The sequence below is a fragment of the Mesorhizobium sp. M0816 genome, assembly GCF_040320005.1.
Classification (GTDB): Bacteria; Pseudomonadota; Alphaproteobacteria; order Rhizobiales; family Rhizobiaceae; genus Mesorhizobium.
The window spans coordinates 1-23,945 of record NZ_JAMYOT010000037.1 but is presented as its reverse complement, the minus strand read 5'-3'; the positions used below and the strand labels follow the sequence as shown (position 1 = coordinate 23,945).

The window sequence follows — 23,945 nt, the reverse complement described above, 5'->3', positions numbered from 1 at the left end:
ATTGCAGTAGCCATGTATTCGGAATTTGGATTATGATGGTAGGTGATAGGCCCACCCGATCTTTCCAACCAGCGAGGTTGGTTGTTGTTGCGACTTCTGGCGCCGCGCTCTGGTTTGCGGCTTTTGCGAAGGCACAAGACTTCGAGGGTCAACTGTACCCTCCTATGAATGCTCCGCTTGAAGCTCTTTTCTCGTTGGGCCGCACTTTGTCGTTTGGCACTATGTTGCTGGCAGTTGTGGTCACCTTGACGTTTGGCAGCGGGCTCAATCGCATGGATTGGCGCAATGCATCCATGTACATCGCCGCGGTGAATGTGTTCATTCTTTTCAAATTGATGCTATATGGAAACTATGAGATATTTTTCCAAGGGTCGTTTGCAATTATCATTCAGATGCTTGTCTTCGTAGTATGTGCTTCTGGATACGAGAAGGAAGAGTTTGACCAGCAGAACCACGTCTCGCATGTCGTGCAGATTTTATATGTGTTTTCTGTACTTTTCATATTTACCAACGTTTATGCGTTTGTTTATTTCCCGAGCAGCTCCACTGTCCAAGCAAGTGGCCGGTTTTTCGGCATAACGGCTAACCCACAGCACTTGGCAATGTCATGCGCCTTGTGCGCGCCAGCTCTGCTGTATTGTCTTGTACATTACGGAGTAAGAAGTATTATTGGCGCATCCGCAGGTATTATGTCGTCCTGTGTGCTTTTTATCGAGTATGAATCGGGATCGCGCCTTGGATTCATAGCGACGTCGATATGTATTATTATGGCATGCCGGTATTTTCTGGATCGGCGTCGCATCGTTTACGTGATGATTGTAGGTGCTCTGGCGCTGCCGGTAGCCTATGCCTCGTTCTATGAATCGATATCGGGCCTGCTTCGGTCACGTTTTCTCGAAGGGCGCACCGATACTCGATCCGAGTACTGGATCTCCGGATGGAATGATTTTCTTCAAAACCCTTTGGTTGGCATCGAACCAACTGGCGACCCTCCTAAATATTATTTTACAGTTAGCTCTTGGGTGTCTGCAGCATACAGCGGAGGAGTGATAGCGTTGGTGCTTCTCCTCGTGTTTCTTTTTTCTGCAATTAGCTATGTTTTTCGGATTAACAAATTGAGAACGCTTCCATATATAGATCAAGAATACGTTGACCTTCATATATCAGCTGTTACAATGATTCTTGTTTTAAGTGTCTTTGAGGCGGTTTTTCTAGGTGTTTTTTCGACTCACACGATGATGGTGTATTTGTATGTTGCTGGCGCTGGCTCGCTTGTTGGCGGGTCAAAGAAATTGTTATACGCGAGGTATCGACAATTTGCTGATGCGGGCCGACTTCGTGTTGGGCGCCAACGATGAATGCGAAAGTAGTAGATCGGCTAGCCATGACGTCACGTCGTATTGAGTCTATTGCGTTCGCGTGGTCGGGTCTTCCGGACTATGCGGCTCGATGCATTCGCGCCGTGATTGATCGACATCCTGGGCGCGTAAAAGTGATTGGGACCCGGCCGGTTGTGCCAATTGCCGGTATGGAGCGTTCTCTTGGCCAAGCTGTGCACTGGGTTGATGGTCGAGACGCCAATGCAGACTGGAACCGCCTCGGCATGCGTCCGCCTGACTTGTTTTTCCAAGGCGGATATCACCGGGCCGCCTTCAACTCGCTAGGTCTTCGTTGCCGGTCGGATGGTGGAAAGGTGGTGTTGCAAACTGATTCGAATTGGCAAGGAACGCTGCGGCAACATTTGGTTGACCCGATACGACATCGCGCTTTTTTGAGGCGGCACTTCGATGGAGTGTTTGTGCCGGGCACTTCGGGAACGATATACGCTCAGCGTATGGGGTATCGGTCAAGCACTGTGTTCGAGGGACTGTACGGCGCCGATCCGACATTGTTCAACGGGGGCCCACCGCTGCACTCTCGCCCTAAGCGTTTTTTGTTCGTCGGAAGATTGGTGCAGGTAAAGTGTGTTGTCGCCCTCGCGCAGGCGTTTGTGCACTTCGCTGCCGACCGGTCAGATTGGTCTCTCCAGATCTGTGGGGCCGGACCATTGCGAGACCAGTTGCCTCATCATCCACTGATTGAGGTGTCTGATTTTCTCCAGCCAGCCCAACTTGCTGACGTGTTTCGAAATGCACGCTGTCTGGTTCTTCCATCCCTGTCTGAACCCTGGGGGTTGGTGGCCCATGAAGCTGTTCTTAGTGGATGTGCTCTTGCCTTGTCACAGGTGGTTGGCGCAGCAGCAGACCTTGCAACGAAAAGCAACTCGATCTTGTTTCGTCCCGGTGATGTGAATGCCATCGCTGATGCCCTACACTCCATCGCTTCCTGGGATACGATCCGTTGGCAGGAGGCCGAAAGCATGTCTCGATCGGTGGCCACCAAGTTCGGACCAGAGCCCTTCGCCAATGCTGTTGCTCAATTTATCGACAAGTTGAACAGCGAAATGTAAGCCAAGACCGCGGAGATGCGGTGTCGTGTTTCTTGAGGTGGGAGGATTAGTGTTAAGGGTCAGCTGCTACAGAACGAGGCTGCGGGCCAGCGGTTGGACGGATGTTTCCAACTGGCGACGTTGATGCCTTGGCCCGTTACTTGAGGACACAATGGCGAAATGCCGGTACTTCACAGCCTAGCACTTGGTGCGCTGGTTCCGGGCGACTGCTGGTGCCCAGTATCTGGATACGATCGTGTGCCGTTCGGCAAACCAGAGCGACCGATTTCCACACCTGGGAAACAAGGGACAATGTGCCGTAGATGAACGCTCCCAATTGCAACTGTCATAATGAATACCGTTGCGTCCGGACGAGGACTGGCGCTTGGGGCTGTTCGGTGTAACCATGCGCATTTCCCACACCGTATCCTCGATTGAGGCCCAAGCTTCAGGCCCCTCATATTCAGTGCCTCGCTTATGCCAAGCGCTTGCAGAGCTGGGGCATGCGGTCGACCTCAGCTCGCTTGGCGAGCCGCGCCCGGTTAATGTTGGGAGCTATCGCGACATACGTTCCAAGCGCGATCTTACGCAGCTTGAGACGTTGCGGAGGCTTGGCGTCTCCGCCGGCATGCGGCGCACTCTCGCGGCTTCGGGAGCAGAAATCTTTCACACTCACGGCCTATGGATGATGCCGAATGTCTATCCAGCCATGGTCGCCAGAGAACATCAGCGCCCACTGGTTCTTTCGCCCCGTGGTATGTTGGGGAAGGATGCTTTGCGTTTTTCCAAACTCAAGAAGCGAATCTTCTGGGCTCTGGCGCAAAGTACTGCCGTTCGATATGTGAACTGCTTTCACGCCACCTCGGACCACGAGTATGAAGATATACGGGCCTTTGGCTTAAGGCAGCCTGTCGCGGTCATACCGAACGGCATTGACTTGCCGGTCGCACAGCATCGGCTGACGAGTGTTGAGGCGCCTTTCGTGCTTTCCCTCGGCCGAATCCATCCCAAAAAAGCGCTCGACAGCCTTGTTCGCGCTTGGGCGCTGGTAGCGCCCGACTTTCCGCAATGGCGGCTGAAGATCGTCGGGCCCAGCGAGGTCGGCTATGCAGATCAACTGAAGAGATTGGCGCAGCAGTTGAAGGTCGACTCCGCCGAAATCTCCGGACCGGTGTTCGGCGACGAGAAGATCGCGCTGCTCGCCGAAGCTGAACTGTTTGCCCTGTCGACCTTGCATGAGAATTTCGGCATGGCTGTAGCGGAAAGCCTGGCAGTTTGCACGCCCGTAATTTCGACCAAGGGCGCACCTTGGTCAGGGCTTGAATCGCATGGGTGCGGATGGTGGGTCGATCACGGTGTCGAGCCGTTTGCCGTTGCTTTGCGTCAAGCGATGTCGATCTCGCCTGAACAGCGACACGCCATGGGCGAGCGGGGTCGCGCATGGATGGAGCGCGATTTCGCCTGGGCAACCATCGCCCCACAGATGGCCGAGGTCTATCATTGGCTTGTCGAAGGTAGCGATATCCCTCCTTGTGTGCGAGTGGGGTAAGCCGACGTGAAAAACGAATTCCACCTCGACGTCGCCGGCAATCGCGCTGCCCGGAAGTGGTCGGGAACTGAACTGGTGGTCCGCCTCCTTTGGGACCTATCGCATCCGCTGTTCGCCTTGAGCCCGCGGCCGCTCTGGGGATGGCGGCGTTCCCTCCTTCGCTTGTTCGGTGCCCGGATTGGCCGCGAGGTGCATATCTATCCCACTGTGCGGATTGCCATTCCGTGGAACCTGACGATCGGCGATCAGTCGGCCATCGGCGACCGGGCCATCCTGTACGCGCTCGGACCCATCTCGATTGCCGCGCGAGTCACTATCTCGCAAGGAGCTCACCTATGCGCGGGTACGCATGACTATCGCGACCCTGTCATGCCCCTGGAAAAACGCCCGATTGTCATCGGGCCGGGGGCTTGGGTTTGCGCGGATGCCTTCATCGGTCCCGGTGTGATGATTGGGGCCGGTGCTATAGCTGGCGCTAGAGCTGTCGTGGTGAAGGATGTGGATGAAAACTCGATCGTAGCCGGAAACCCTGCAGTGAAAGTTGGCCGTCGTTGAAAGACCGTGACATCGTGATTCCTGTTACTGTGATCATCCCTGTGAAGAATGAAGAATTGAATATTGGAAGATGCTTATCAAAGCTTCATAAGTTTGAAAAAATAATCGTTGTCGATTCGGGAAGTACCGACTCAACGAGAGAAATCGTGTCTGGGTATGACGTTGAACTCGTGAATTTCTCGTGGAACGGAAATTACCCAAAAAAAAGAAACTGGATGCTTATCAATCACGAGTTTGAAACACCATGGGTGTTATTTCTGGATGCAGATGAGCTTGTCTCAGACGAGTTTTGCAAGGAAATGGTTAGCGTTCTGGGGAGTACTGAAATTGAAGGATTCTGGCTAAATTATACGAACTACTTCCTAGGCGTTCCGCTTCGATTTGGTGTGCCGCAAAGAAAACTTGCCCTCTTTCGGGTTGGCTCTGCATATTACGAGAGAATTGATGAAGATCGTTGGAGCAACCTTGACATGGAAGTCCACGAGCATCCCATACTGAACGGCCAGGCCGGTGAAATAAAATCGAAAATAGATCATCAGGATTTCCGTGGAATAGAGAAGTTCATTGACAGGCACCAGGACTACGCCAAATGGGAAGCGAAGCGATACATCAACATTGACTGGTCAAAAGATACAGGGCATTTGACAGATCGGCAAAAATTCAAATATAGACACATGGGAAGCTGGTGGTATCCGTTGTTTTACTTTTTGTACAGCTATCTTTTGCGACTTGGGTTTTTGGACGGATCCGCAGGATTTGCTTATTCATTTTATAAGGCTTGGTATTTCTTTATGATACGAAATCTAATGGTTGAAGATAGTATTGAACAGAATAGGTAATAGGTAAACTGTGCATAACGCAAGGGACTCTGGAGAATGACAAGAATATATGGAAGCCGCAAACGGATCCTCGTTACTGGCGGCGCGGGGTTTGTTGGTTCGCACCTTATCGATCGCTTAATTGACGCGGGGCATGAGGTACTGTGTGTCGACAATCTGTTCACCGGAACGAAAAGGAATATCGATCATTTACATAACAGCCCGCGATTTGAATTTCTGAGGCATGACGTGACACTCCCGCTTTATGTGGAGGTCGATGAGATTTACAATCTTGCCTGCCCAGCGTCGCCCGTTCACTATCAACATGATCCGGTTCAGACGACGAAAACGTCGGTGCATGGGGCAATCAATATGCTCGGCTTGGCCAAGCGGCTTCGTTGCAAGATACTCCAGGCGTCAACTAGCGAAGTTTACGGCGACCCGGCAATTCACCCCCAAACAGAAGAATACTGGGGGCACGTAAATCCCATCGGGCCGCGATCATGTTACGATGAAGGGAAGCGGTGCGCTGAGACGCTCTTTTTCGACTATCATAGACAGTTGAATCTTGAGATAAAAGTGGCAAGAATATTCAATACTTACGGTCCGCGAATGCACTTGGCCGATGGGAGAGTGGTTTCCAATTTTATAGTTCAAGCTCTGAATGGTAACCCCATCACGATCTACGGGGACGGGAGTCAAACTCGTTCGTTCTGCTATGTAGATGATCTGGTCGAAGGGTTGATACGGCTTATGGAGACGAGTTACTCCGTTACCGGGCCCATCAACATTGGAAATCCCACGGAATTTACCATCAGCGAGCTGGCCCAAAGAATTTTAGCAATGACGGGATCTTCTGTTCCGATTGTCATGATGGATCTGCCCCAGGACGACCCGCGGCAGCGGCGGCCTGACATAACCAAGGCTAGGGACGTGCTTGGTTGGGAGCCAAAGATAGATCTCAAAGAGGGACTCCGCCGAACCGTTGAATACTTTAAGGAGGCGATGTGAGCCGAAACGGTACGAGCGCAAGCGGCTGGCTTGCATGGCTCAGTGCGGCGCTGTGTCCGAAACCTCATCTGCTCGGGAGCAAAGTGAACAAGGCCTCGTACAAGTTAGGCCTACCGATGTGGCGTGCGTGAAAAGAGCAGAGAATAGACGCTACTTGGTCGCGTTGGTCTGTTTGGCCATCGTTGCAGCTTTTGGATCTTTTGCCTTCTGCACCAGAAGCAGCGTTGCGCAGTCCGCTCAGGATTTCGATTGGAGCAGCATTCCTGCATTCTCCATGGCGGGTGGTCTAGAGGCATTCTGGAACGTCGGAGACGGTTCGAAGGGCGAGGCTTCGAAGAACGCCTACGCGAGGGGCTTCAAGCCCGTAACGATCTTGAACACCTATTCGGATTTTCCGGGTGGGCAACGTGAGAATATCTCCCGTGCGGTAGGGGTAAAGAACCTCAACCCGTGGCAGAGGCCGGCTTTCTTCGAGCGTATCATACGGCGCAACATCGAACGGGCGCCGGCAAAGGGGATATACGTCCACGACATTGAGTTCTCCTTCGAGGAAGATACGACACGTGCTTGGGGGAACCAGGCGACCCGACAGGCGTCGGGCATATCGCTAAAGGACGCATTCAACGAAGCTTACTTCCGACAATGGGCGGAATGGTTCTGGCTGCCTCTGAAATGGACGAAGGAGCGTTATCCGGATGCCCGCGTCGGATTGTACGGGGCACAACCGTTTCGCCGAGACTACTCGGGTAGATCCGGCAAGAATGCAGCTCAAATCGACGGCACTCACAGATCGGATTGGCAGCTTTGGAAATATATTGACCCCTACGTCGATTTTTACATAGCCAGCATATATGTGCTCCATAACAGGCCAGATTCTGTCTTGTACATGGCGGCCAACGTCGAAGAAAACTTTCTACGCACTCGGTCCCTGAGCGACAAGCCGGTTTATGCCTACGTATGGTTGCGATTTCATGACGCTAATCCACGGCTCAAGGGCACGGAACTGCCCCCTTACCTGGTCGAGGCGATGGCAATCGTGCCATACTTCAGCGGGGCCAAGGGCGTTGTCCTGTGGGGCTGGGAGCCTCAGCTGAAAGTTGGTACCCGGCAGCCGTATGAGCAGCTAGCGCTTTTCGCCCAGTCACTAAAGAGAATTTCTGCACTCTCGGAGAAAATAGCTCACGGTCGGCTAATAATCGATCAACCTGCCTATGCAGTATGGAACACACGTGGATCCTTAATCCGTAGGGTGATAGTAGATGAAAACGAGTGTGTTGTCATGGCGATCAACCCCTGGCAGAACGACAACGAGCGAACGACGCAACCCATTAAATGCGGCTCACTCAGTGCCCAAATCGTCCTCAAAGGTAAGCGTACGACTTTGGTTGTCGTGAATAGGCAGGGGGTGCGGGCTTATTGACCTGCTACAGACGGTCGAATTCGCACGGCCAGGAGATGTGGGCCGGGCACGACGGGAGTAGAGACATGTCGACGAGGATGGCGACGGTACTCGGCTTGATAGCGCTCGCGTTTACGGGCGGCTTTCTGATCCTCATCATCAACAAGGGAACGAATTTGCGCTCGCCGGCGCCGAAACCAATCCCGGCCCTCACACCGTTCGATGGCAAGCTTGTTGTCAAATCGATCGACGATTTGCGCATCGCCAACCGTAAGATCGTGCTGTGCGGCGTAGCATTTACCAAATCCCAGTCAATGCGCAGTCTGGTCACTGAGGCGATGCGCCGGGATTATCAAGGGCTCGCCTTGACATGTAAGCCCGTTGGCGCGGGGACACCATGCGACGGCAATATCGGGCCGAAATTCCGTGACGCCGTCGTCGTGCAGTGCCTTACCTCCGAGGGTAGGGACCTGGCTGCGGACCTCGTCGAAGCCGGGATCCTGTGCGGACAGCCCGCGCAGGCCGGCTCGACCTACAAAGCTTGCGCGCAAGGCTCCTAGTGGTTCCTGCTTGCCATGAGAGTCCGTATCGAGACTGCCTGCCCGCGTGCGAGTCATGGTAAGCGCGGAGCTGATGCCGTTTTGGTAGTTCCAAGGCATGAGCGCCTCGATATCGCTGTTTGGCCAGCCATTGGCGATGCGCTCGAGGGTCGCGGTGAGCCAGGCGGTATCCATATGGCCAAGGCCGCGATGCTATGGTCTCGAGTTGCCGCAGGTTTGGGCGGAGCATCACCGGCAGCCCTGTGCTCTTGATGATTTGCCGAAGGTTGTCGATGCCGGCTTGGGTGAAGAGGACAACAGTTTCGCTTAATTCGTGCGGCAACCGTCTTCCGAGAACATCTCGATCGAGCAATCGCGCAAAAAGTCTTCGTCCCCTTCGAGCATCTCGGCCACGCATTTGAGAGTGTAAAGAGCGGAGTTGCGATATCCACCTCGCGGCCTCAACGATCCGGTTTGCATGTGAGCCCAATGGGCCAGATCAGGCATCTTTAGCTGCTGTGATCGTCAAAGGGCTCCAATTCCAGGGAAGCGAGTCCTCGAGCCGTGTGATCGACGTGTCGGCGACGCGCGCGAGGACATCGGCCAGCCAAGCCTGCGGATCGACGTCGTTGAGCTTGGCAGTGTCGATCAGCGTCGCCATGAAGGGGGCCCGATCGTCACCGCGATCGGAGCCTGCAAACAACCAAGCTTTCCTGCCGAGAGCAAAACCACGCAGCGCGCGTTCGGCGGCGTTGTTGGTCAGGCAACCCGGCCGTCGCCGAGGAAGGACGTGAAGCCGTCCCAGCGCTTCAGCACATGATCGATTGGCTCAGCAACCGGAGAGCTTCGGGACAGTCTTGCCCGCTCGCTCCGCATCCATTCCTCAAGCGCCTCTGCGATCGGCCGGCTTTCCTGCTGGCCAGGTCCATTCCTTTGACCGCCTCGAGCGCGATCGGCGAGATCGGTGCGGCATCCTTGCCGCGCTTGGCATTGGTAGCGATGTCGGCAAGCACGAAGAACTTTCGGCGCGCATGCGCCCAGCACAGCGCCTGGGTCAGCGGACCGGGATCGCGGCCCACTTTGAACAGCAGGTTATAGCCGCCATAGGCGTTGGCCTGCAGAATGCCGCTAAAGGTCTTCACCGCCATCAGGACTTCATCCGCTTGCTCAATGCGATGGACGCCGAAGGGCCGACCCGCAAATTCGTCCACGTCATCCTCGACAGGTACGCCGCTCACAAAGCGCCCCGAAGTCCGTGCCCAGGCTCGAGCGCAACCAGCGCTTCACCTTCTACTTCATGCCGTCCTCATGCTCGGGCCTCAACGGGATCGAAGGCTTCTTCGCCAAATTGTCTAAGGTGGTCTCAAGCGAGGCATCTCCACCGTCGACCTTCAGGCGGTAATCAAACGCTTGCTCGTCGAGCACAACCAGAACCAAAATCTTTCACGTGGACCGCCGGCCCGAACATCATCGCTGCCGTCCAACGTGGCCACCAAGTGGTAGCTTCCATTCACTAGCTCCTGACTTGAACGCAAGAGGCTGGATGGACAATATCAGGACATTGTCTACCCCAAAGTTTTGTGCAATGCGTCTGAACGACTAACGTCTGCGACGTGCATTGCGGCGGGCTGTTGAGACGGTCGCTACGCTATTCTAACGGTGTGCTCAATCAATCACACCGAAACCAAAAATTATCTCGCATATGCGAAATGGGTTGGATTTGGCGCAGAAAGCTGTTACGCGCTTTTGAGTACCTTATCGGTTGGGTGGGCCTCAGGTAACGTGGGACAGAAGGATTGATGCGGATGAACCTAGTTTTGAAAAGTGCGTTGGCCGGAGTTGTTGTGTTGGCCGGCTTCGCCCCGGTGTCGTCTTTCGCGCAGGACGGGTCGTGCACCTGTGCAACCGCCTATAACGGCGTAAATCCGATTGGATCGCTCGGCCGTGTCAATGGCGACGTAATGGTCTCGCAGGTGGCTGGCTACGGCCCGGCGCAAGCGGGCGGCGCGCTGGATTTCGGCAGTCGTGTCGTGGTTGGCGCCAAGGGCTCGGCTTCGGTTCAGGTCGGTGGCTGTAATCTGAGCGTCCCGGCGAATTCGACGCTGGATATTTCGCGGGTCGAGAATAAGATTTGCCTCAATGTCCTGGGTTCTGAGAAGACCGCCCAGACGGGCAATCCTAACACAAACAACAACACGCCGCTCTTCATTTTTGGCGGCATGGCTCTTGGGGCCGGTGTTCTGGCTGCAACGGCGGACAAGGACCACGGCCACGCCGTTAGCGACTAAGTTGATCGCGTAATAAATAAGGCAACGGCAGCAGAGGCGTGTGGCCTTCTGCTGTGTCTGTCGTTGGCGACAGAGCGAGCTTGGCGTGTGTGCTGGTATCGCGCTGTCGCATCGGTCGGATCGCCTAACCCAAGGCGACATGCGGGTGTCATGCGGGTGTGTGAGGCTGGCGAACATGCCGGGATGAGGGGCGAAGTGCCGGTCTATCCAGGCAAATTTGTTGATCGCGATCTTTTGCTGCTGCGTGTTGGTGCAAGTTTCGGATACGACGAACGCGACGGTCAAGATCAATCCTGCGGAGGGCGGCATGTGTCTGGCGCTCGAAACGTCAAGCGCCGCTTTTGCCGCCGGTGCGGCGCTGATCATCGGCCCGTATGATGACGACAACTCTGTCCGCCAGTAGCTGGGACCTGGCATCCATCGTATCGCATGAACTTGACAAATGCGTCATTCGCTGTTTTGCGGGTGACGCATTTATACTTTTTGGGGATGACGTCGCCAAGTTGCTTCGCTGCAGTCACAAACGCCCATGATCGATCTACATTCCCATATCCTGCCCGGCCTCGACGACGGCTCGCCCAGTCTTGCCGAATCGCTGGAAATGGCTCGGCTGGCGGTGGCCGACGGAACGACCCACATGGCTTGCACGCCACACGTGACACCGGGCGTTTACGAGAACGGAACATCGAACATTGTCCGAGCGGTTCAAGAATTACATCAGGCGCTGCGTAGCGCCGCCATACCACTTGCTCTCTACGTCGGCGCCGATGTTCACATAGCGCCGGATCTTCCGGACCAGTTGGCGGCGGGCAGCGTGCCGACCTTAAACAGGTCCCGCTATTTTCTGTTCGAACCGCCGCATCATGTCTTGCCTCCACGAATGGAGGATCTTGCTCTACGCCTCATAAACGCCGGTTTTATTCCGATTCTTACTCATCCTGAGCGTTTGACCTGGATCAAAACGAATTACGACGTTATCGAGAGGTTGAATGCGGTCGGCTGCCTTATCCAGCTTACTGCAGACTCGATTGTTGGTGCTTTTGGACGCACGGCGCTTTATTATTCGGAAAAGCTGATTGACGAGGGCAGGGTGGATATCATCGCATCGGACACCCATAGCACAACACGCCGCCGTCCTGGGCTTTCTAAGGCGGTTGCTGCTGCTGCCAAGCGATGTGGGGACGACGAGGCCCGCAATATGGTGTTGAAACGTCCAGGTGAAATATTGGCGAACCGGCCACTTGAGCCGGTTGGAAAAGCACGTCCGAAAAAACCAAGCGTGGCTAACAGTGGCCGTTTTGGAGGCTTTGGCCGCTTGTTCAAAGGCGGGACAGCGTAATGGGCGGTTTTCGTTTTGCAAAAATCCATGTGGGCACGGTATTCGTTTTGCTCGCCTCACTCGCGACGTCGGCATGCACGAGCACTTCGGCGACGGCACCAACCTCGTCCGTTGATGCGCTGCAATTGACATCATCGTCAACGCCACTTTCAGGCGGCGGCGCATTACGGGTGGTGAAGGAACTGCCTGCGCCGCAAAACACACAGAACGGCAGCGAGCAGCCTCTGTCTCCAAACGATGTGCTCGAGGTAAGCGTGTTTCAGGTCGACAACTTAAACAGGACGGTTCAAGTCGACTCTGGTGGCCAGATTTCGCTTCCGCTCATCGGCACAGTTACCGCGGCCGGAAAGACCGTCCGTCAATTGGAGCAGGAGATCGAGACCACCTACGGCGCCAAATACCTGCAGTCACCTGACGTGACGATTTTCGTCAAGGAATCGATTGGACAACGCATAACCGTTGACGGCGAGGTCAACAAGGCCGGCATATATCCGGTGTCGAGCAATTCCTCTCTTCTGGACGCAATTGCTCTCGCGGGAAATTTTAGTCCGATAGGAGACGCAAAGAAGGTGTTCATTTACCGCAACATTGGCGCAAATACGCTGGTCGCCAATTACAATGTGGAGGCAGTTCGTGCCGGCAAGGCTCGCAATCCACGCATTTACGGTGGTGACAAGATTGTCGTCTTTGCCTCAAGCTCGAAAATAGCGGTGAACAATCTCAAGGACGCGCTCGGCATTGCCTCCAGTGCCGCCCGAATTGCCGTGATTCCAGGGATATAGCGCGCTGCCGTTCAGAATGTAACCGAATCTAGGATCACCGCGCACCATGCTCGATCGCAACAGGCAGCACCAAATTGCAGGTCCAGGACATGGCCAGGCCCTGTCCGCCGACCTCTATTATGACGGTGCGCAAAACTATAGCCGCTATGGCCGCGACTTCTCAGAGCAGGAAGAAGGCTTTAATCCGCTAACGCTGCTCTTTTACGTCATCCAGTATCGGTGGCTGTTCGTCATGATGGTGGCCGCCGGGCTTGTTGCCGGTGTAATCGTCACGATGATGCAGACGCCAAAATATCAGGCAACAACGCAATTGGAAGTGCTGGTTCCTTCGGCCAAGGTCTTCCAGGACATCGAAGTGGTTTCTGAAAATGCCGACGTGCGGGCTTTCCTGACCGCTCGTGAAAAGCTCAAAAGCCGCGCATTGGCGCAGCGCGTTGTGTTCCAATTGGGGCTCAGTGAAAAGCCGGATTTCCTCTTTCCCACGCCGAGCTTTTCCCTCGGCAACATCTTCTATCGCGCGTTCGGAGTTTCAAAATCGCCTTCAATTCAGGAGAAAACTCCAGAACAGCGGGAGGCAATTGCTATCGGGCGGATTCTAAATGACCTCACCGTTAGCCTAGTTCCCAATACGAGCCTGCTCTCGATCACATTTGTCGACCAGAAGCCTAAATATGCGAGCGATGTTGCCAATCAAGTTGCACAAAGCTTTATCGATCAACGCCTCGATCAAACCAGCGAAACCTCTGACCTGGCGCGGCAATTCATCCAGGAGCAGGTCCTGCAGGTGAAGCAAAAGCTTCAGAAATCCGAGGAGGAACTGGTCGCCTATGCCAAGGACGCGGGCATCACTATAACAGGCGACGACAAATCGCTGATAGGATCAAATATCGAGGCGCTGAACACTGCGTTGGCAACGGCGATTCAGGACCGCCTTGATGCAGGGCGGGTAGTAGACCAGATAGATAAGGGCCGCGGCTCGAGCCTCGCTCCCGTTCTGGAAAGCGAAGGTCTACAGAAGCTTAGCGAAAAGCTGGCGGATTTGACGAGCCAATACCAGCAGAAGCTAGGCATTCTAAAGCCTGGCTTTCCCGAAATGCAGCAGCTTCAGTCACAAATCAAAGAATTACAACGCCTCTATAATAACGGAGTTTTGGCGATAACAGACTCACTCCGATTGAAATACCAAGAGGCACAGAACAAGGAGGCCGATCTCAAGACTAAGCTTGCTGAAATGGAAAAACAGCAGACCCTTTTCAACGACAAAAACATTAAATACACTATCCTCAAGCGAGAGGTAGATTCGAACCGATCGCAATATGACAACCTTATCGCCAAGCTCAACGAGGTTGGTGTCAGCTCCGAACTTAAGACGCAAAGCGCCGCAATTGTCGATTTCGCCTCACAGCCGGATCGCCCGTATTCGCCACGCCTCAGCGTCAATCTCGTGCTCGCGCTGGCTCTTTTCCTTGCTCTGAGCGCGTCGGTTATTTATGTCATCGAGCTGCTGAACAATACCTTTACGAACCCTGAGCAGGTCGAGAAGGAGCTAGGATTAGCGATGCTCGGCATCCTGCCGCTTGTCGATGACCGAGAACTCACGGCCAGCATCGCCGATCAGAAGTCCGGCTTGTCTGAGGCTTACCGTTCGCTTCGAACATCGTTGCAGTTCTCCGGTGCCGAAGGTGCGCCACGATCTCTGGTTGTCACCAGTGCGGAGCCCTCCGAAGGCAAGTCGACCACCTCGTTCAAGCTCGGACAGGATTTTGCCGCGCTTGGTGCTAAAGTTCTCATTGTCGACGGTGATCTTCGAAAGCCAAACCTCCATCGCCTGTTTGGCCTCGATAACACGATTGGGCTCAGCAATCTGCTGACAAACACGGTCCGCAAGGAGGATCTGACCAGCATTTTCAGGGCGACGAAGTATCCCAACGTGACTGTTCTCACTTCCGGAACGATCCCGCCAAATCCCGCGGATCTGCTTTCTTCACCGAAGATGGCTCTGATCGTAACCAATCTAGGCAAGCGCTTCGATCTTGTTGTCATCGACGCCCCACCGATCGTCGGCCTCTCGGATGCTCCCATCCTCAGCAGGCTCGCAGAGGGTACATTAATGGTGATTTCAACAAATCAGGTGACACGCAAGTCGGCCAAGGCGGCGTTGAAGCGCCTGCGAGCAGCCGGCGCGAATGTAGTCGGAGCGGCTATGTCCAAGTTTGCGGTTAACAAGTTCGATTATAATTACGCTTACAAGTATATGAACTACCAGTACTATAACTACGGCGCTGACCCGAATACTCCAAAGATTGAGGGCAAAGTGTATGATGGAGCAACCCAGCCCGATTATTCAAAGTCTTCGGCATTCAGTCGTTTGGTTCGCCGCGTCCGTTCTAGTGTTGGTGGCTTCCTCAATCGGGCTAAGTCGATTTCTTGAGACAGAGACGCCACCCGTCTCTCTTGCGCTGGATCCGCTTAACGTTGATGCGCTGATAGCTGAAATCACCAGCGACCTCAACGATACGAGCGATGCTCCCGATCTTGACGCATTGCTAACCAGGGCCAAAGACGCGCTCGCGTTCGATCTCGCTGATGCGCGCCTCTATAGTCTGATCGGCGAGATTAAATACCGGCAGGGCGAAAAAGACCAGGCCTATGAGGCCTTCAATCAAGCCCTTAAACTGTCCAAAACAGAAATCCATGCGCTGCAGAGATCCATCAGTCACGCGGTAGAAACGGGTGATTTGTCAAAGGCCGTTGGTGAGATTGATATATTGCTACGGCGATGGCCGGAGCAATTTTCGGCAGTCGTCAAAGGCATACCGACGATTCTCTCAAACCCCGACGGATATCAAGCCGTGCTGACTGCCATCAAGGCGGAGGCGCCCTGGAGGGCCAGCCTGTTTTTCTCTCTTAGCAACACTCCCGAGGGGCTCGATTTCGCAAATCGGCTGCTGCTCGATTTGACTGTATCACCCAGACCGCCGAACTCGAGCGAACTCAACCGTGTAATTAGCGGCTATATTCGTCAGAAGAAATATGACGCGGCATATCGGCTGTTTCTTTTCAGTCTCACTGACGACGAGCGGAAGTTGGGCGGATACATTTTTAACAGCACGTTCGAGCCGGTCTCCCGCGGAAAGCCTTTCGCTTGGCAGGTCTCTGATCAATCGGGCTTGGAAATTACATTTGCAGCATCCCAAAATGCAGTGGAGGGCGAGGGCGGCGCGACTGTCCGGTTCTTGAACACGCCAGTCAAGAACACGGCTCTCCAGCAATACATTGCGCTGCCGCCAGGATCGTACAAGATTTCGCTAATAGCCTCTGCACGAAACTTGAAGAGTCCGAAGGAACTGTTCTGGTCGATGAGGTGTATTGATCCAGCGGGAGAAATAGGACGATTAAGCATTCCGGAGGGCACGTATAACCGTCAAGAGCTGAGCCAGGACTTCTCGGTCGGACCGGCTGCGTGCCCGCTGCAGCTGCTGAGGTTGCAGACTGCCGCCATTGCCGAGAGCTGGCGATTTCGGTATGTGGGCACGTTAATAATGCACAAATTGAGCATAGAGAGACTTCCATCTTGAATGATCGGCCGTCGGAATGGGATAAATATCTCCTCGGGTCAGTCTTGTTTTTAGCCCTGATGATCGGCGGTGGTACGGCGAGCGGCCTCTATTCCGACACTCTCATCCAGATTGCGGCAATTGTGTCCGCCGCGGCCGTGTTCTCCCAAACTTCTGGCCAGAGAACCGTGCATTCTGGTCTGTGGCTGCTGATCCTAGCTGTCGGGCTGGGCGTTTTGCAAATCGTTCCACTTCCGGCTGCGATATTCAACGGGTTGCGGCCGGAACTGCTGCTCGGAGGTCCCTGGGTCGGAGAAAACCGATTTCGCTTTATCAGCGTTGGTGTCGGACGCACGGTCGAATGTCTGCTTTATCTGGTGGGTGCAGCTGCATTTTTTTTGGCCGTGTTGCGGCTACGTGTCGAGCAGGTCAATGCGCTACTCCCGTTCTTCTTCATGGGGGTACTTTGCAACGGTTTGGCGGGGGCCATTCAATACTCACTCTCCGACAGTATCGCCATTGTTGGGCTGTTGCCTTTTACGATTAACGCCGGGCTTTTTGCCAATGTGAATCACTTTTCGGCTTTGCTTTTTGTGTCCATTCCCTTCCTTGTCTACTACGGTCTCTTCCGTGGACATCTTCTGTCCGGATCCATCGGCTTGATCGTGCTTTTGCTGCTTCTTCTGGCCGCCGGTTCCCGCGCTGGCGTTTTGATTGGACTGGCGATCACCGTATTGTCCGTCGTGTTTCTTTCGGCCCATTCAAGGTCGGGTGGGCTTAGCGTCCTCCTCATTTTCGTAGGGCTTTCTGTCTACACCATTGGCGCCTGGACCAAGATCGATGCGGAAGTGATCGATCCTGCATTTGGGCGAGGAGAATTTGCCCGCACCACAATCGACGGGATAAAGGATAATTGGCCAACTGGCGTTGGATTCGGCAATTTTCAAAAGGCCTACCAAATTTATGAAAGCAAGAGCATGATTTTCGACAAGTATGTTAATCATGCACATAACGATTATCTTGAGGTAGCCTTTGAGGGCGGCGTTATTGCTGTCCTGTTGATGATCGCTTATTTTTGCTTGCTCCTGAACAGGTTGATTGAGGTTCGTCGCGATCCGTTTCAGAAGGCAGCATTTCTGTCGGTCTCTTTTCTTCTCATTCATTCACTGGTTGATTATCCCCTGCGGACGGAGGCGTTGGCGATGACCTTTGCTTACATGAACGCCATCATCTTCCACAAAGGTTTTGCGGAACGTTTGAGCCGCAAGAGTGAGGTGATCGAGATCGATCACAATGGTGACAAGCTGTTTGTTCCTGTAGAAGCTTCGAGGATGTCAGCCGCTACGGACGCATCGGTTTAGCGGTGCTCGACTGCGATCTGGCATCGGTTTCCTCGTTGCTTGGGATCAGACCACTCGGTCTCGAAGGCGTGCTGGAGATCGTGCAGATGATTCGGGATGCTCGGGACTTTTTGTAAGCGACAAGCCGACCCATCGGGCGCGGCTTGAGGTGATGAGCGAGAGATAGTGACACTGAAGCAAGGAGCCGAGGAGCTTGCAGTGTGAATTTCTATTTCTGCGCCTATGCCTGATGATAGAAGTTTCCATGTCCTTGAGGCGGTCCCGAACCGGCTGGAGGCAAGCCCGCAGCGTCCGCGGCGGCGCTGGTCAAGCTTATCAGCAAGTTCCACCACATGCTCAGGACATCAGGACATGCAGCCGCGTGTCGTCCGAAGCGAGGTGCTTGACTTTCCGGTTGGTATGGACGCAGCCAGGGTGCTGTATGGATGTCGCCGATACCTATTTGCCCAAGCATTGCCGAGCAAACTGTTTCGAGGATCCTGCGATCCGCGTGGATGGCCCGTGATGGCTGGCGGAGTCTAGTTTTGAATGACCTCGAGGCGTAGACGGTATTCATCGATCTGTTCGCATGAGCGGCTGGCGATTGCATGAGGAGGGTGGCATGAACTTTCTCGTAACCGGGGGGGCCGGCTTTATCGGCTCGGCGGTCTGCCGGCAATTGTGCAGCAATCCGGCCAATCGTGTGACCAATCTCGACAAGCTTACCTACGCAGGAAATCTCGCTTCTCTTCGATCGATAGAAAACGCCTATAATTACAGATTCGAATACGCCGACGTTTGTGACGCGAGGGCGATTCTGGATGTACTAAATCGCGATGAAATCGATATTGTCATGCATCTGGCCGCCGAAAGCCACGTCGACCGGTCGATCGTTGGACCTGCTGCCTTCATCGAGACCAACATAGTTGGAACCTATCAAGCGCTGAATTCGGCGCTGGAATATTGGCGCGGACTCCCCAGCGAGAAAAGACGACGGTTTCGCTTCCTCCAGGTTTCGACCGATGAAGTGTTCGGCGATCTACCCTTCGACGGCAGTGTCTTCACCGAACAGACACCCTATGCACCATCCTCGCCCTATTCGGCCTCAAAAGCTGCATCCGATCACCTGGTGCGCGCATGGTACAAAACTTACGGCCTGCCAGTCTTGCTGTCGAACTGCTCGAACAATTATGGTCCTTTCCAGTTTCCCGAAAAATTGATCCCGCTCGTGATTTTGAATGCGGTCGACGAGAAAGCGCTGCCGATCTACGGCAGGGGCAGCAATGTGCGCGACTGGCTTTTCGTCGATGATCATGCACGAGCCTTGGACATGGTCGCGACGCGAGGTTCAGTGGGCGAGAGCTACAATGTCGGAGGTGGCTCGGAGCGCACCAACCTCGCAGTGGTCGAGGCCATCTGTGACATTCTCGACAGCAGACGGCCACGGTCCGGCGGCCGGCGGTATCGTGACCTGATTGCCTTCGTCCCTGATCGTCCGGGCCATGACCGTCGCTATGCGATCGACGCCTCAAAGATCGGGCGCGATCTCGGCTGGGCGCCGCGCGAAAGCTTCGATGCTAGTCTCGCCAGCACGGTCGATTGGTATCTCCAGAACGAATGGTGGTGGGGGCCGATCCGTCACGACCGCTACGCCGGCGAGCGACGTGGCGAAGTGCGCAAGGGGGCTGCGTGAGCCATGTCGTTGTCAGGCGACGGCCCAAGTGGTCAGAGGCTTGGTCGAGCCTGGCCAGCTGTATGCACGATTGAAGGTCACTGCCGTCGCCGGTGATCCCGTCTGGCGAATTCGGAACGATTGCTCCGGCGCTCGCGGCCACCCGATCTCGTCGTTCCTTCGTTACCTGACCCGCCTTGATCCTTGAACAGGCCGAAGGTGAACTCGAGCTTGCCCTGCCGGATAGTGACCCGCAAATAAGTGTAATCCTCATCGCGGCCACCGGCAGATCAGATTCGCAATTGCGGGCGAGTTTTGGAAGATTGGGGCAGCGAAATCGCTTTTCGACACGCCCCCTCTGCCTTTGCCAAGATTAGCGGCAGGGACGGTTTCGACCGAGGCAAAGGCGATACACCAAAATCGGTGCCGGCTCTTGGAGCGTGCCAACGGCCCAGGCAATATTTCCCCGTCCCTTCAGCATGCCCCGGCTCGCTGGGCAGGAATTTCCCGATTTTGCCGGCTGTATGGAAAATTCATTCCCGAACCATTCGGCCGCAAGCCTGTCTTGCATTGTTCTGGACCGGAACGATCTGCTAGAACGCCCGCACGAGAATAGATTGTCCGGAAGTGCAGTTTGAATCGGGCGGCTGAAGGTCGCCTCCGATGCAGGCCCTTCCGTGGATCGGTACGAAAGAACGCTCGCAGTCCATGAACATCGCACTTACGCACCTTCAGCGGCTTGAGGCCGAATCCATCCATATTTTTCGCGAGGTGGCCGCGGCTTTCGCCAAGCCGGTGATGCTCTATTCGGTCGGCAAGGATTCGTCCGTGCTCATGCACCTGGCCATGAAGGCATTCTATCCGGCCAAGCCGCCCTTTCCCTTTCTCCATGTCGACACGACCTGGAAATTCCGCGAGATGATCGCCTTTCGCGACCAGATGCAGCAAAAGCTCGGTTTCGACCTCCTGGTCCATGTCAATGAAGACGGCGTGCGTGACAATATCAATCCGTTCGAGCATGGCTCCAACACCCATACGCATGTGATGAAGACGGTGGCGCTGCGGCAGGCGCTCGACAAATACGGGTTTGACGCAGCCTTCGGCGGCGCCCGTCGCGACGAGGAGAAGTCGCGCGCCAAGGAGCGCATCTTCTCGTTCCGCAACGCCCAGCATGTCTGGGATCCGAAGAACCAGCGGCCGGAGATGTGGAAGATTTTCAACACCCGCATCGCTGCCGGTGAATCGATCAGGGTGTTCCCGTTGTCGAACTGGACCGAGCTCGACATCTGGCAGTACATTCTCCAGGAAGACATCCCGATCGTGCCGCTGTATCTGGCCAAGGAGCGGCCGGTCGTCGAGCGCGATGGCATGCTTATCCTGAGGGATGATGAGCGCATGCAGCTGCGGCCCGGCGAAACAGTGGAGAACCGGATGGTGCGGTTCCGCACGCTCGGCTGCTATCCGCTGACCGGCGCGATCGACTCGGAAGCCGACACTCTGGAGGCGATAGTCGGCGAAATGCTCACGGCGCGCACTTCCGAGCGGCAAGGTCGCCTGATCGACCGTGATGAAGCCGGCTCGATGGAAAAGAAGAAGCGCGAGGGGTATTTCTGAGCATGCGCCATATCATGGCCAAGAGCCTCGCCCCGACCGACGGCGTCCGCGACTATCTGGCGGCGCAGGAACGAAAGTCGCTGCTGCGCTTCCTGACCTGCGGCTCGGTCGACGACGGCAAGTCGACGCTGATCGGGCGCCTGCTTTCCGACACCAAGCAGATTTTCGAGGACCAGCTGGCCACGCTCGAGCGCGATTCGCGCAAGCACGGCACCACCGGCGATGACGTCGACTTCGCGCTGCTGGTCGACGGCCTCGAGGCCGAGCGCGAGCAAGGCATTACCATCGATGTCGCCTATCGCTTCTTCGCCACGCCAAAGCGCAAATTCATCGTCGCCGACACGCCCGGCCACGAACAATACACGCGCAACATGGCGACAGGTGCATCGACCGCCGATCTCGCCATCGTGCTGATCGATGCCCGCCAGGGCGTACTGCGCCAGACCAGGCGGCATTCGATCATTGCCTCGCTGCTTGGCATCCGCCACATCGTGCTCGCCGTCAACAAGATCGATCTTGTCGGCTTCGACGAGGCGGTTTTTGAACGGATCGTCGCGGATTACGCACAGTTCTCACGTGAGCTCGGCTTCCAGACGATCGTGCCCATTCCGATGTCGGCCCGCTACGGCGACAACGTTACCGGCCGTTCCGACAGGACGGACTGGTATTCCGGCCCGACGCTGATCGAACATCTCGAAACCGTCTCGGTCGACGAGGCCGCGGTCGAATTGCCGTTCCGGTTTCCGGTCCAATATGTGAACCGTCCCAACCTCGATTTTCGCGGTTTCGCCGGCACCATCGCCTCCGGCTCGGTTGCGCCGGGCGACGAGGTAGTCGTCGCCAAATCCGGCAAATCCTCGCACGTCAGGCGCATCGTTTCGCATGGCGGCGATCTTCAGCAGGCTATTGCCGGCCAGGCCATCACTCTTGTCCTCGACAACGAGGTGGAAGTCTCGCGCGGCAATATGCTGGTATCGCCGGCGGCGCGGCCGCAGGTCGCCGACCAGTTCGCCGCCAACATCGTCTGGTTCGACGAACATGCGCTGCTGCCTGGCCGCTCCTACATCCTGCGCACCGAGACCGACCAGACCAGCGCCACCGTCACCGACCTGAAATACCGCGTCAACGTCAACGACTTTGCCCATGAGGCGGCCAAGTCGCTTGAAATGAACGAAGTCGGCATCTGCAATATCTCGACGCGGTCGCCGATCGCCTTCGATCCGTTTGCCGAAAACCGCACCACCGGCGCCTTCATCCTGATCGACCGCATCACCAACGCCACGGTCGGCGCCGGCATGATCCTGCATTCGCTGCGCCGCGCCGAAAACATCCACTGGCAGTCGCTCGACGTCGGCAAGCGCGCCCGTGCCGATATGAAGAACCAGCGGCCGGCCGTGTTCTGGTTCACCGGGCTTTCGGGCTCGGGCAAGTCGACCATCGCCAATCTGTTTGAAAAGAAGCTCTTCGCCACCGGGCGCCACACCTACATTCTGGATGGCGACAACGTCCGTCACGGCCTCAACCGCGATCTCGGCTTCACCGACGCCGATCGTGTCGAAAACATTCGCCGCGTCGCCGAAGTGGCGCGCCTGATGGCCGACGCAGGGCTGATCGTCATCGTCTCGTTCATTTCGCCGTTCAGCGCCGAGCGGCGCATGGCGCGCGAATTGATGGCCGACGGCGAATTCGTCGAAGTGTTTGTCGACACACCCTTCGAGGAATGCGCCAGGCGCGATCCGAAGGGGCTCTATGCGCGGGCATTGAACGGCGAGATCAAGAATTTCACCGGCGTCGATTCTCCGTATGAGATGCCGGAGAAGCCCGAAATCCATCTCAAGACCCTCGGCAGATCGGCCGAGGAGATGGTGGACGCCCTGGAACACTGGCTGAACGAGCGGGACATTGCCGAAGACCAATATGACAGCGGCGGCGGTATCTGACGACGAAGCGATGCTCGCCGTCTTCGAGCACCTTGCCTTGGCGGCAGGGCGCGAGGTGATGCGTGTCTTTCGTGCCGGCTGTGCGGTCGACAGCAAGTCGGACAGTTCGCCAGTAACGGAGGCGGATCGCGAGAGCGAAAAGATCATCCTTGCCGGGCTGCGCGCCGCATTTCCAGAGATTCCATGCGTGGCAGAGGAGGAAGCCTCTGCCGGCATCATGGTGCCGGATCTCGGCGACGCCTTTTTCCTGATCGATCCGCTCGACGGCACCAAGGAGTTCGTCAACCGGCGGACCGATTTCACTGTCAACATCGCGCTGGTCCGCCATGGCGTGCCTGAGATCGGCGTCGTCTTCGCGCCTTGCACCGGCCGCTTCTTTTCCGGCCGGCCGGGCAAAGCGGAAACGATCGAGATCAATGACGACTACGAGATCGTCGATCGCCGGTCGATTTCGGCAAGGGCCGGTATGGTGCCGCTGACCGTCGTTGCCAGCCGCTCCCACAACACGCCGGAAACCGACGCTTATATCCGCGCGCTTGGCGCTGCCGAGATCGTCTCGGTCGGCTCGTCGCTGAAATTCTGCCTTGTCGCCGGCGCCGAGGCGGACGTCTATCCGCGCTTCGGCCGCACCATGGAGTGGGATACGGCCGCGGGTGACGCGGTGCTACGCGCTGCCGGCGGCGTGACGCGCACGCTGGATGGCGAGCCGCTCGCTTACGGCAAGCGTAACCAGAGCGATGACGAGGATTTCGCCAACCCGCATTTTATCGCAAGCGGCAAGGCTGCTGGATTTGGCTAGACGGTGATTGCGCAGTTCCAGACCCGTACGAAAGTGCGGGTGTTGCAAGTGACTTATGCAAGCGACATCAGATACTGCTCGAGATCTGTAAACACAGCGGTACGATCCCCATCCAGCAGACAGTTGGGTCGGCGTGGCCGATTCGATTCGTGTCCGGTCGATGCTGCGGGGCCTTCACACGGTGTATCCAAATTGCTGTATACCGATACACTGTAAGCGCTGTTCTCAGGCCACGGCCTTTAGCTCGGGGGCGCGGATGTAGGCCCAAGGCAGCAGGTCGTCGATCCGGCTGTTCCGATGGCCGTTGACGATCCT

The 23,945-nt window shown here is 55.8% G+C and carries 19 protein-coding genes and 3 pseudogenes; 20 read left to right on the top strand and 2 right to left on the bottom strand.

The window, feature by feature from the left end:
- The first annotated feature begins 32 nt into the window (after nucleotides 1-32).
- The 8 genes from NKI17_RS32130 (at nucleotide 33) to NKI17_RS32095 (ending at nucleotide 8,320) form a co-directional block, all read left to right on the top strand.
- A complete protein-coding gene (locus NKI17_RS32130; protein ID WP_352907397.1) occupies nucleotides 33-1,358 on the top strand; it encodes an O-antigen ligase family protein in 1,326 nt (441 codons plus the stop codon).
- Nucleotides 1,355-2,449, top strand: a complete 1,095-nt coding sequence (locus tag NKI17_RS32125) for a glycosyltransferase (RefSeq protein ID WP_352907396.1) — start codon at nucleotides 1,355-1,357, stop codon at nucleotides 2,447-2,449. The genes NKI17_RS32130 and NKI17_RS32125 overlap by 4 nt, the downstream gene beginning before the upstream one ends.
- A 364-nt stretch (nucleotides 2,450-2,813) precedes the next feature.
- Complete coding sequence (locus NKI17_RS32120) at nucleotides 2,814-3,977, top strand: glycosyltransferase (RefSeq protein WP_352907395.1); 1,164 nt, start codon at nucleotides 2,814-2,816, stop codon at nucleotides 3,975-3,977.
- Nucleotides 3,978-3,983: 6 nt separating this feature from the next.
- On the top strand, nucleotides 3,984-4,532 hold the full coding sequence (locus NKI17_RS32115) for an LbetaH domain-containing protein (protein WP_352750336.1): 549 nt from the start codon (nucleotides 3,984-3,986) through the stop codon (nucleotides 4,530-4,532).
- The gene (locus NKI17_RS32110) at nucleotides 4,529-5,371 is read left to right on the top strand and encodes a glycosyltransferase family 2 protein (RefSeq protein ID WP_352750335.1); all 843 of its coding nucleotides are present in this window, start codon (nucleotides 4,529-4,531) and stop codon (nucleotides 5,369-5,371) included. Before NKI17_RS32115 ends, NKI17_RS32110 begins: the two co-directional genes overlap by 4 nt.
- Before the next feature lie 36 nt (nucleotides 5,372-5,407).
- On the top strand, nucleotides 5,408-6,361 hold the full coding sequence (locus NKI17_RS32105) for a UDP-glucuronic acid decarboxylase family protein (RefSeq protein ID WP_352907394.1): 954 nt from the start codon (nucleotides 5,408-5,410) through the stop codon (nucleotides 6,359-6,361).
- A 154-nt stretch (nucleotides 6,362-6,515) separates the two neighbouring features.
- A complete protein-coding gene (locus NKI17_RS32100; RefSeq protein ID WP_352907393.1) occupies nucleotides 6,516-7,781 on the top strand; it encodes a hypothetical protein in 1,266 nt (421 codons plus the stop codon).
- 77 nt (nucleotides 7,782-7,858) lie between these two features.
- Complete coding sequence (locus NKI17_RS32095) at nucleotides 7,859-8,320, top strand: hypothetical protein (RefSeq protein ID WP_352907421.1); 462 nt, start codon at nucleotides 7,859-7,861, stop codon at nucleotides 8,318-8,320.
- Between the two features lie 81 nt (nucleotides 8,321-8,401).
- On the opposite strand, the pseudogene NKI17_RS32090 reads toward NKI17_RS32095, so the two are convergent.
- Together NKI17_RS32090 and NKI17_RS37175 are read right to left on the bottom strand one after the other, a co-directional pair.
- A pseudogene (locus NKI17_RS32090) lies at nucleotides 8,402-8,485 on the bottom strand (transposase domain-containing protein); the annotation flags it as partial.
- A gap of 313 nt (nucleotides 8,486-8,798) precedes the next feature.
- Nucleotides 8,799-9,432 (bottom strand): annotated as a pseudogene (locus NKI17_RS37175) (IS66 family transposase); the annotation flags it as partial.
- Between the two features lie 6 nt (nucleotides 9,433-9,438).
- Between NKI17_RS37175 and NKI17_RS32075 the strand changes: the two are divergent.
- From NKI17_RS32075 to cysQ, 12 genes and pseudogenes are all read left to right on the top strand, one after another.
- Nucleotides 9,439-9,816: pseudogene (locus NKI17_RS32075) on the top strand (transposase); the annotation flags it as partial.
- Nucleotides 9,817-10,098: 282 nt separating this feature from the next.
- Nucleotides 10,099-10,587 (top strand): hypothetical protein, encoded by a 489-nt coding sequence (locus tag NKI17_RS32070; protein WP_352750530.1) that lies wholly within the window; start codon nucleotides 10,099-10,101, stop codon nucleotides 10,585-10,587.
- Nucleotides 10,588-10,807: 220 nt separating this feature from the next.
- Entirely contained in the window at nucleotides 10,808-10,990 is a 183-nt protein-coding gene (locus tag NKI17_RS32065) for a hypothetical protein (protein WP_352750513.1), read from the top strand.
- Nucleotides 10,991-11,116: 126 nt separating this feature from the next.
- A complete protein-coding gene (locus NKI17_RS32060; RefSeq protein ID WP_352907391.1) occupies nucleotides 11,117-11,926 on the top strand; it encodes a tyrosine-protein phosphatase in 810 nt (269 codons plus the stop codon).
- Nucleotides 11,926-12,708, top strand: a complete 783-nt coding sequence (locus tag NKI17_RS32055) for a polysaccharide biosynthesis/export family protein (RefSeq protein ID WP_352750516.1) — start codon at nucleotides 11,926-11,928, stop codon at nucleotides 12,706-12,708. The genes NKI17_RS32060 and NKI17_RS32055 overlap by 1 nt, the downstream gene beginning before the upstream one ends.
- Before the next feature lie 46 nt (nucleotides 12,709-12,754).
- The gene (locus NKI17_RS32050) at nucleotides 12,755-15,139 is read left to right on the top strand and encodes a GumC family protein (protein ID WP_352750518.1); all 2,385 of its coding nucleotides are present in this window, start codon (nucleotides 12,755-12,757) and stop codon (nucleotides 15,137-15,139) included.
- The gene (locus NKI17_RS32045; RefSeq protein ID WP_352907390.1) at nucleotides 15,099-16,286 is read left to right on the top strand and encodes a tetratricopeptide repeat protein; all 1,188 of its coding nucleotides are present in this window, start codon (nucleotides 15,099-15,101) and stop codon (nucleotides 16,284-16,286) included. The genes NKI17_RS32050 and NKI17_RS32045 overlap by 41 nt, the downstream gene beginning before the upstream one ends.
- Complete coding sequence (locus NKI17_RS32040) at nucleotides 16,283-17,626, top strand: O-antigen ligase family protein (RefSeq protein ID WP_352750522.1); 1,344 nt, start codon at nucleotides 16,283-16,285, stop codon at nucleotides 17,624-17,626. Before NKI17_RS32045 ends, NKI17_RS32040 begins: the two co-directional genes overlap by 4 nt.
- A gap of 601 nt (nucleotides 17,627-18,227) precedes the next feature.
- Nucleotides 18,228-19,298, top strand: a complete 1,071-nt coding sequence (gene rfbB, locus NKI17_RS32035) for a dTDP-glucose 4,6-dehydratase (RefSeq protein ID WP_352907389.1) — start codon at nucleotides 18,228-18,230, stop codon at nucleotides 19,296-19,298.
- A 687-nt stretch (nucleotides 19,299-19,985) separates the two neighbouring features.
- Nucleotides 19,986-20,891: a sulfate adenylyltransferase subunit CysD gene (gene cysD, locus NKI17_RS32030; protein WP_352451750.1), complete on the top strand. Its 906-nt coding sequence runs from the start codon at nucleotides 19,986-19,988 to the stop codon at nucleotides 20,889-20,891.
- Nucleotides 20,892-20,893: 2 nt separating this feature from the next.
- The gene (cysN, locus tag NKI17_RS32025; protein WP_352907388.1) at nucleotides 20,894-22,831 is read left to right on the top strand and encodes a sulfate adenylyltransferase subunit CysN; all 1,938 of its coding nucleotides are present in this window, start codon (nucleotides 20,894-20,896) and stop codon (nucleotides 22,829-22,831) included.
- Between the two features lie 10 nt (nucleotides 22,832-22,841).
- Nucleotides 22,842-23,630 carry a 3'(2'),5'-bisphosphate nucleotidase CysQ gene (gene cysQ, locus NKI17_RS32020; protein WP_352907420.1) on the top strand — a complete coding sequence of 263 codons (789 nt, stop codon included), beginning with the start codon at nucleotides 22,842-22,844 and terminating at the stop codon, nucleotides 23,628-23,630.
- Nucleotides 23,631-23,945 lie beyond the last annotated feature (315 nt).

Coding starts and splice junctions, on each gene's coding strand:
- NKI17_RS32070 (WP_352750530.1), top strand. CDS start 10,099: ATGCGGATGAACCTAGTTTTGAAAAGTGCGTTGGCCGGAGTTGTTGTG.
- NKI17_RS32060 (WP_352907391.1), top strand. CDS start 11,117: ATGATCGATCTACATTCCCATATCCTGCCCGGCCTCGACGACGGCTCG.
- NKI17_RS32130 (WP_352907397.1), top strand. CDS start 33: ATGATGGTAGGTGATAGGCCCACCCGATCTTTCCAACCAGCGAGGTTG.
- NKI17_RS32125 (WP_352907396.1), top strand. CDS start 1,355: ATGAATGCGAAAGTAGTAGATCGGCTAGCCATGACGTCACGTCGTATT.
- rfbB (WP_352907389.1), top strand. CDS start 18,228: ATGAACTTTCTCGTAACCGGGGGGGCCGGCTTTATCGGCTCGGCGGTC.
- cysD (WP_352451750.1), top strand. CDS start 19,986: ATGAACATCGCACTTACGCACCTTCAGCGGCTTGAGGCCGAATCCATC.
- NKI17_RS32105 (WP_352907394.1), top strand. CDS start 5,408: ATGACAAGAATATATGGAAGCCGCAAACGGATCCTCGTTACTGGCGGC.
- NKI17_RS32050 (WP_352750518.1), top strand. CDS start 12,755: ATGCTCGATCGCAACAGGCAGCACCAAATTGCAGGTCCAGGACATGGC.
- cysQ (WP_352907420.1), top strand. CDS start 22,842: ATGCTCGCCGTCTTCGAGCACCTTGCCTTGGCGGCAGGGCGCGAGGTG.
- cysN (WP_352907388.1), top strand. CDS start 20,894: ATGCGCCATATCATGGCCAAGAGCCTCGCCCCGACCGACGGCGTCCGC.
- NKI17_RS32055 (WP_352750516.1), top strand. CDS start 11,926: ATGGGCGGTTTTCGTTTTGCAAAAATCCATGTGGGCACGGTATTCGTT.
- NKI17_RS32095 (WP_352907421.1), top strand. CDS start 7,859: ATGGCGACGGTACTCGGCTTGATAGCGCTCGCGTTTACGGGCGGCTTT.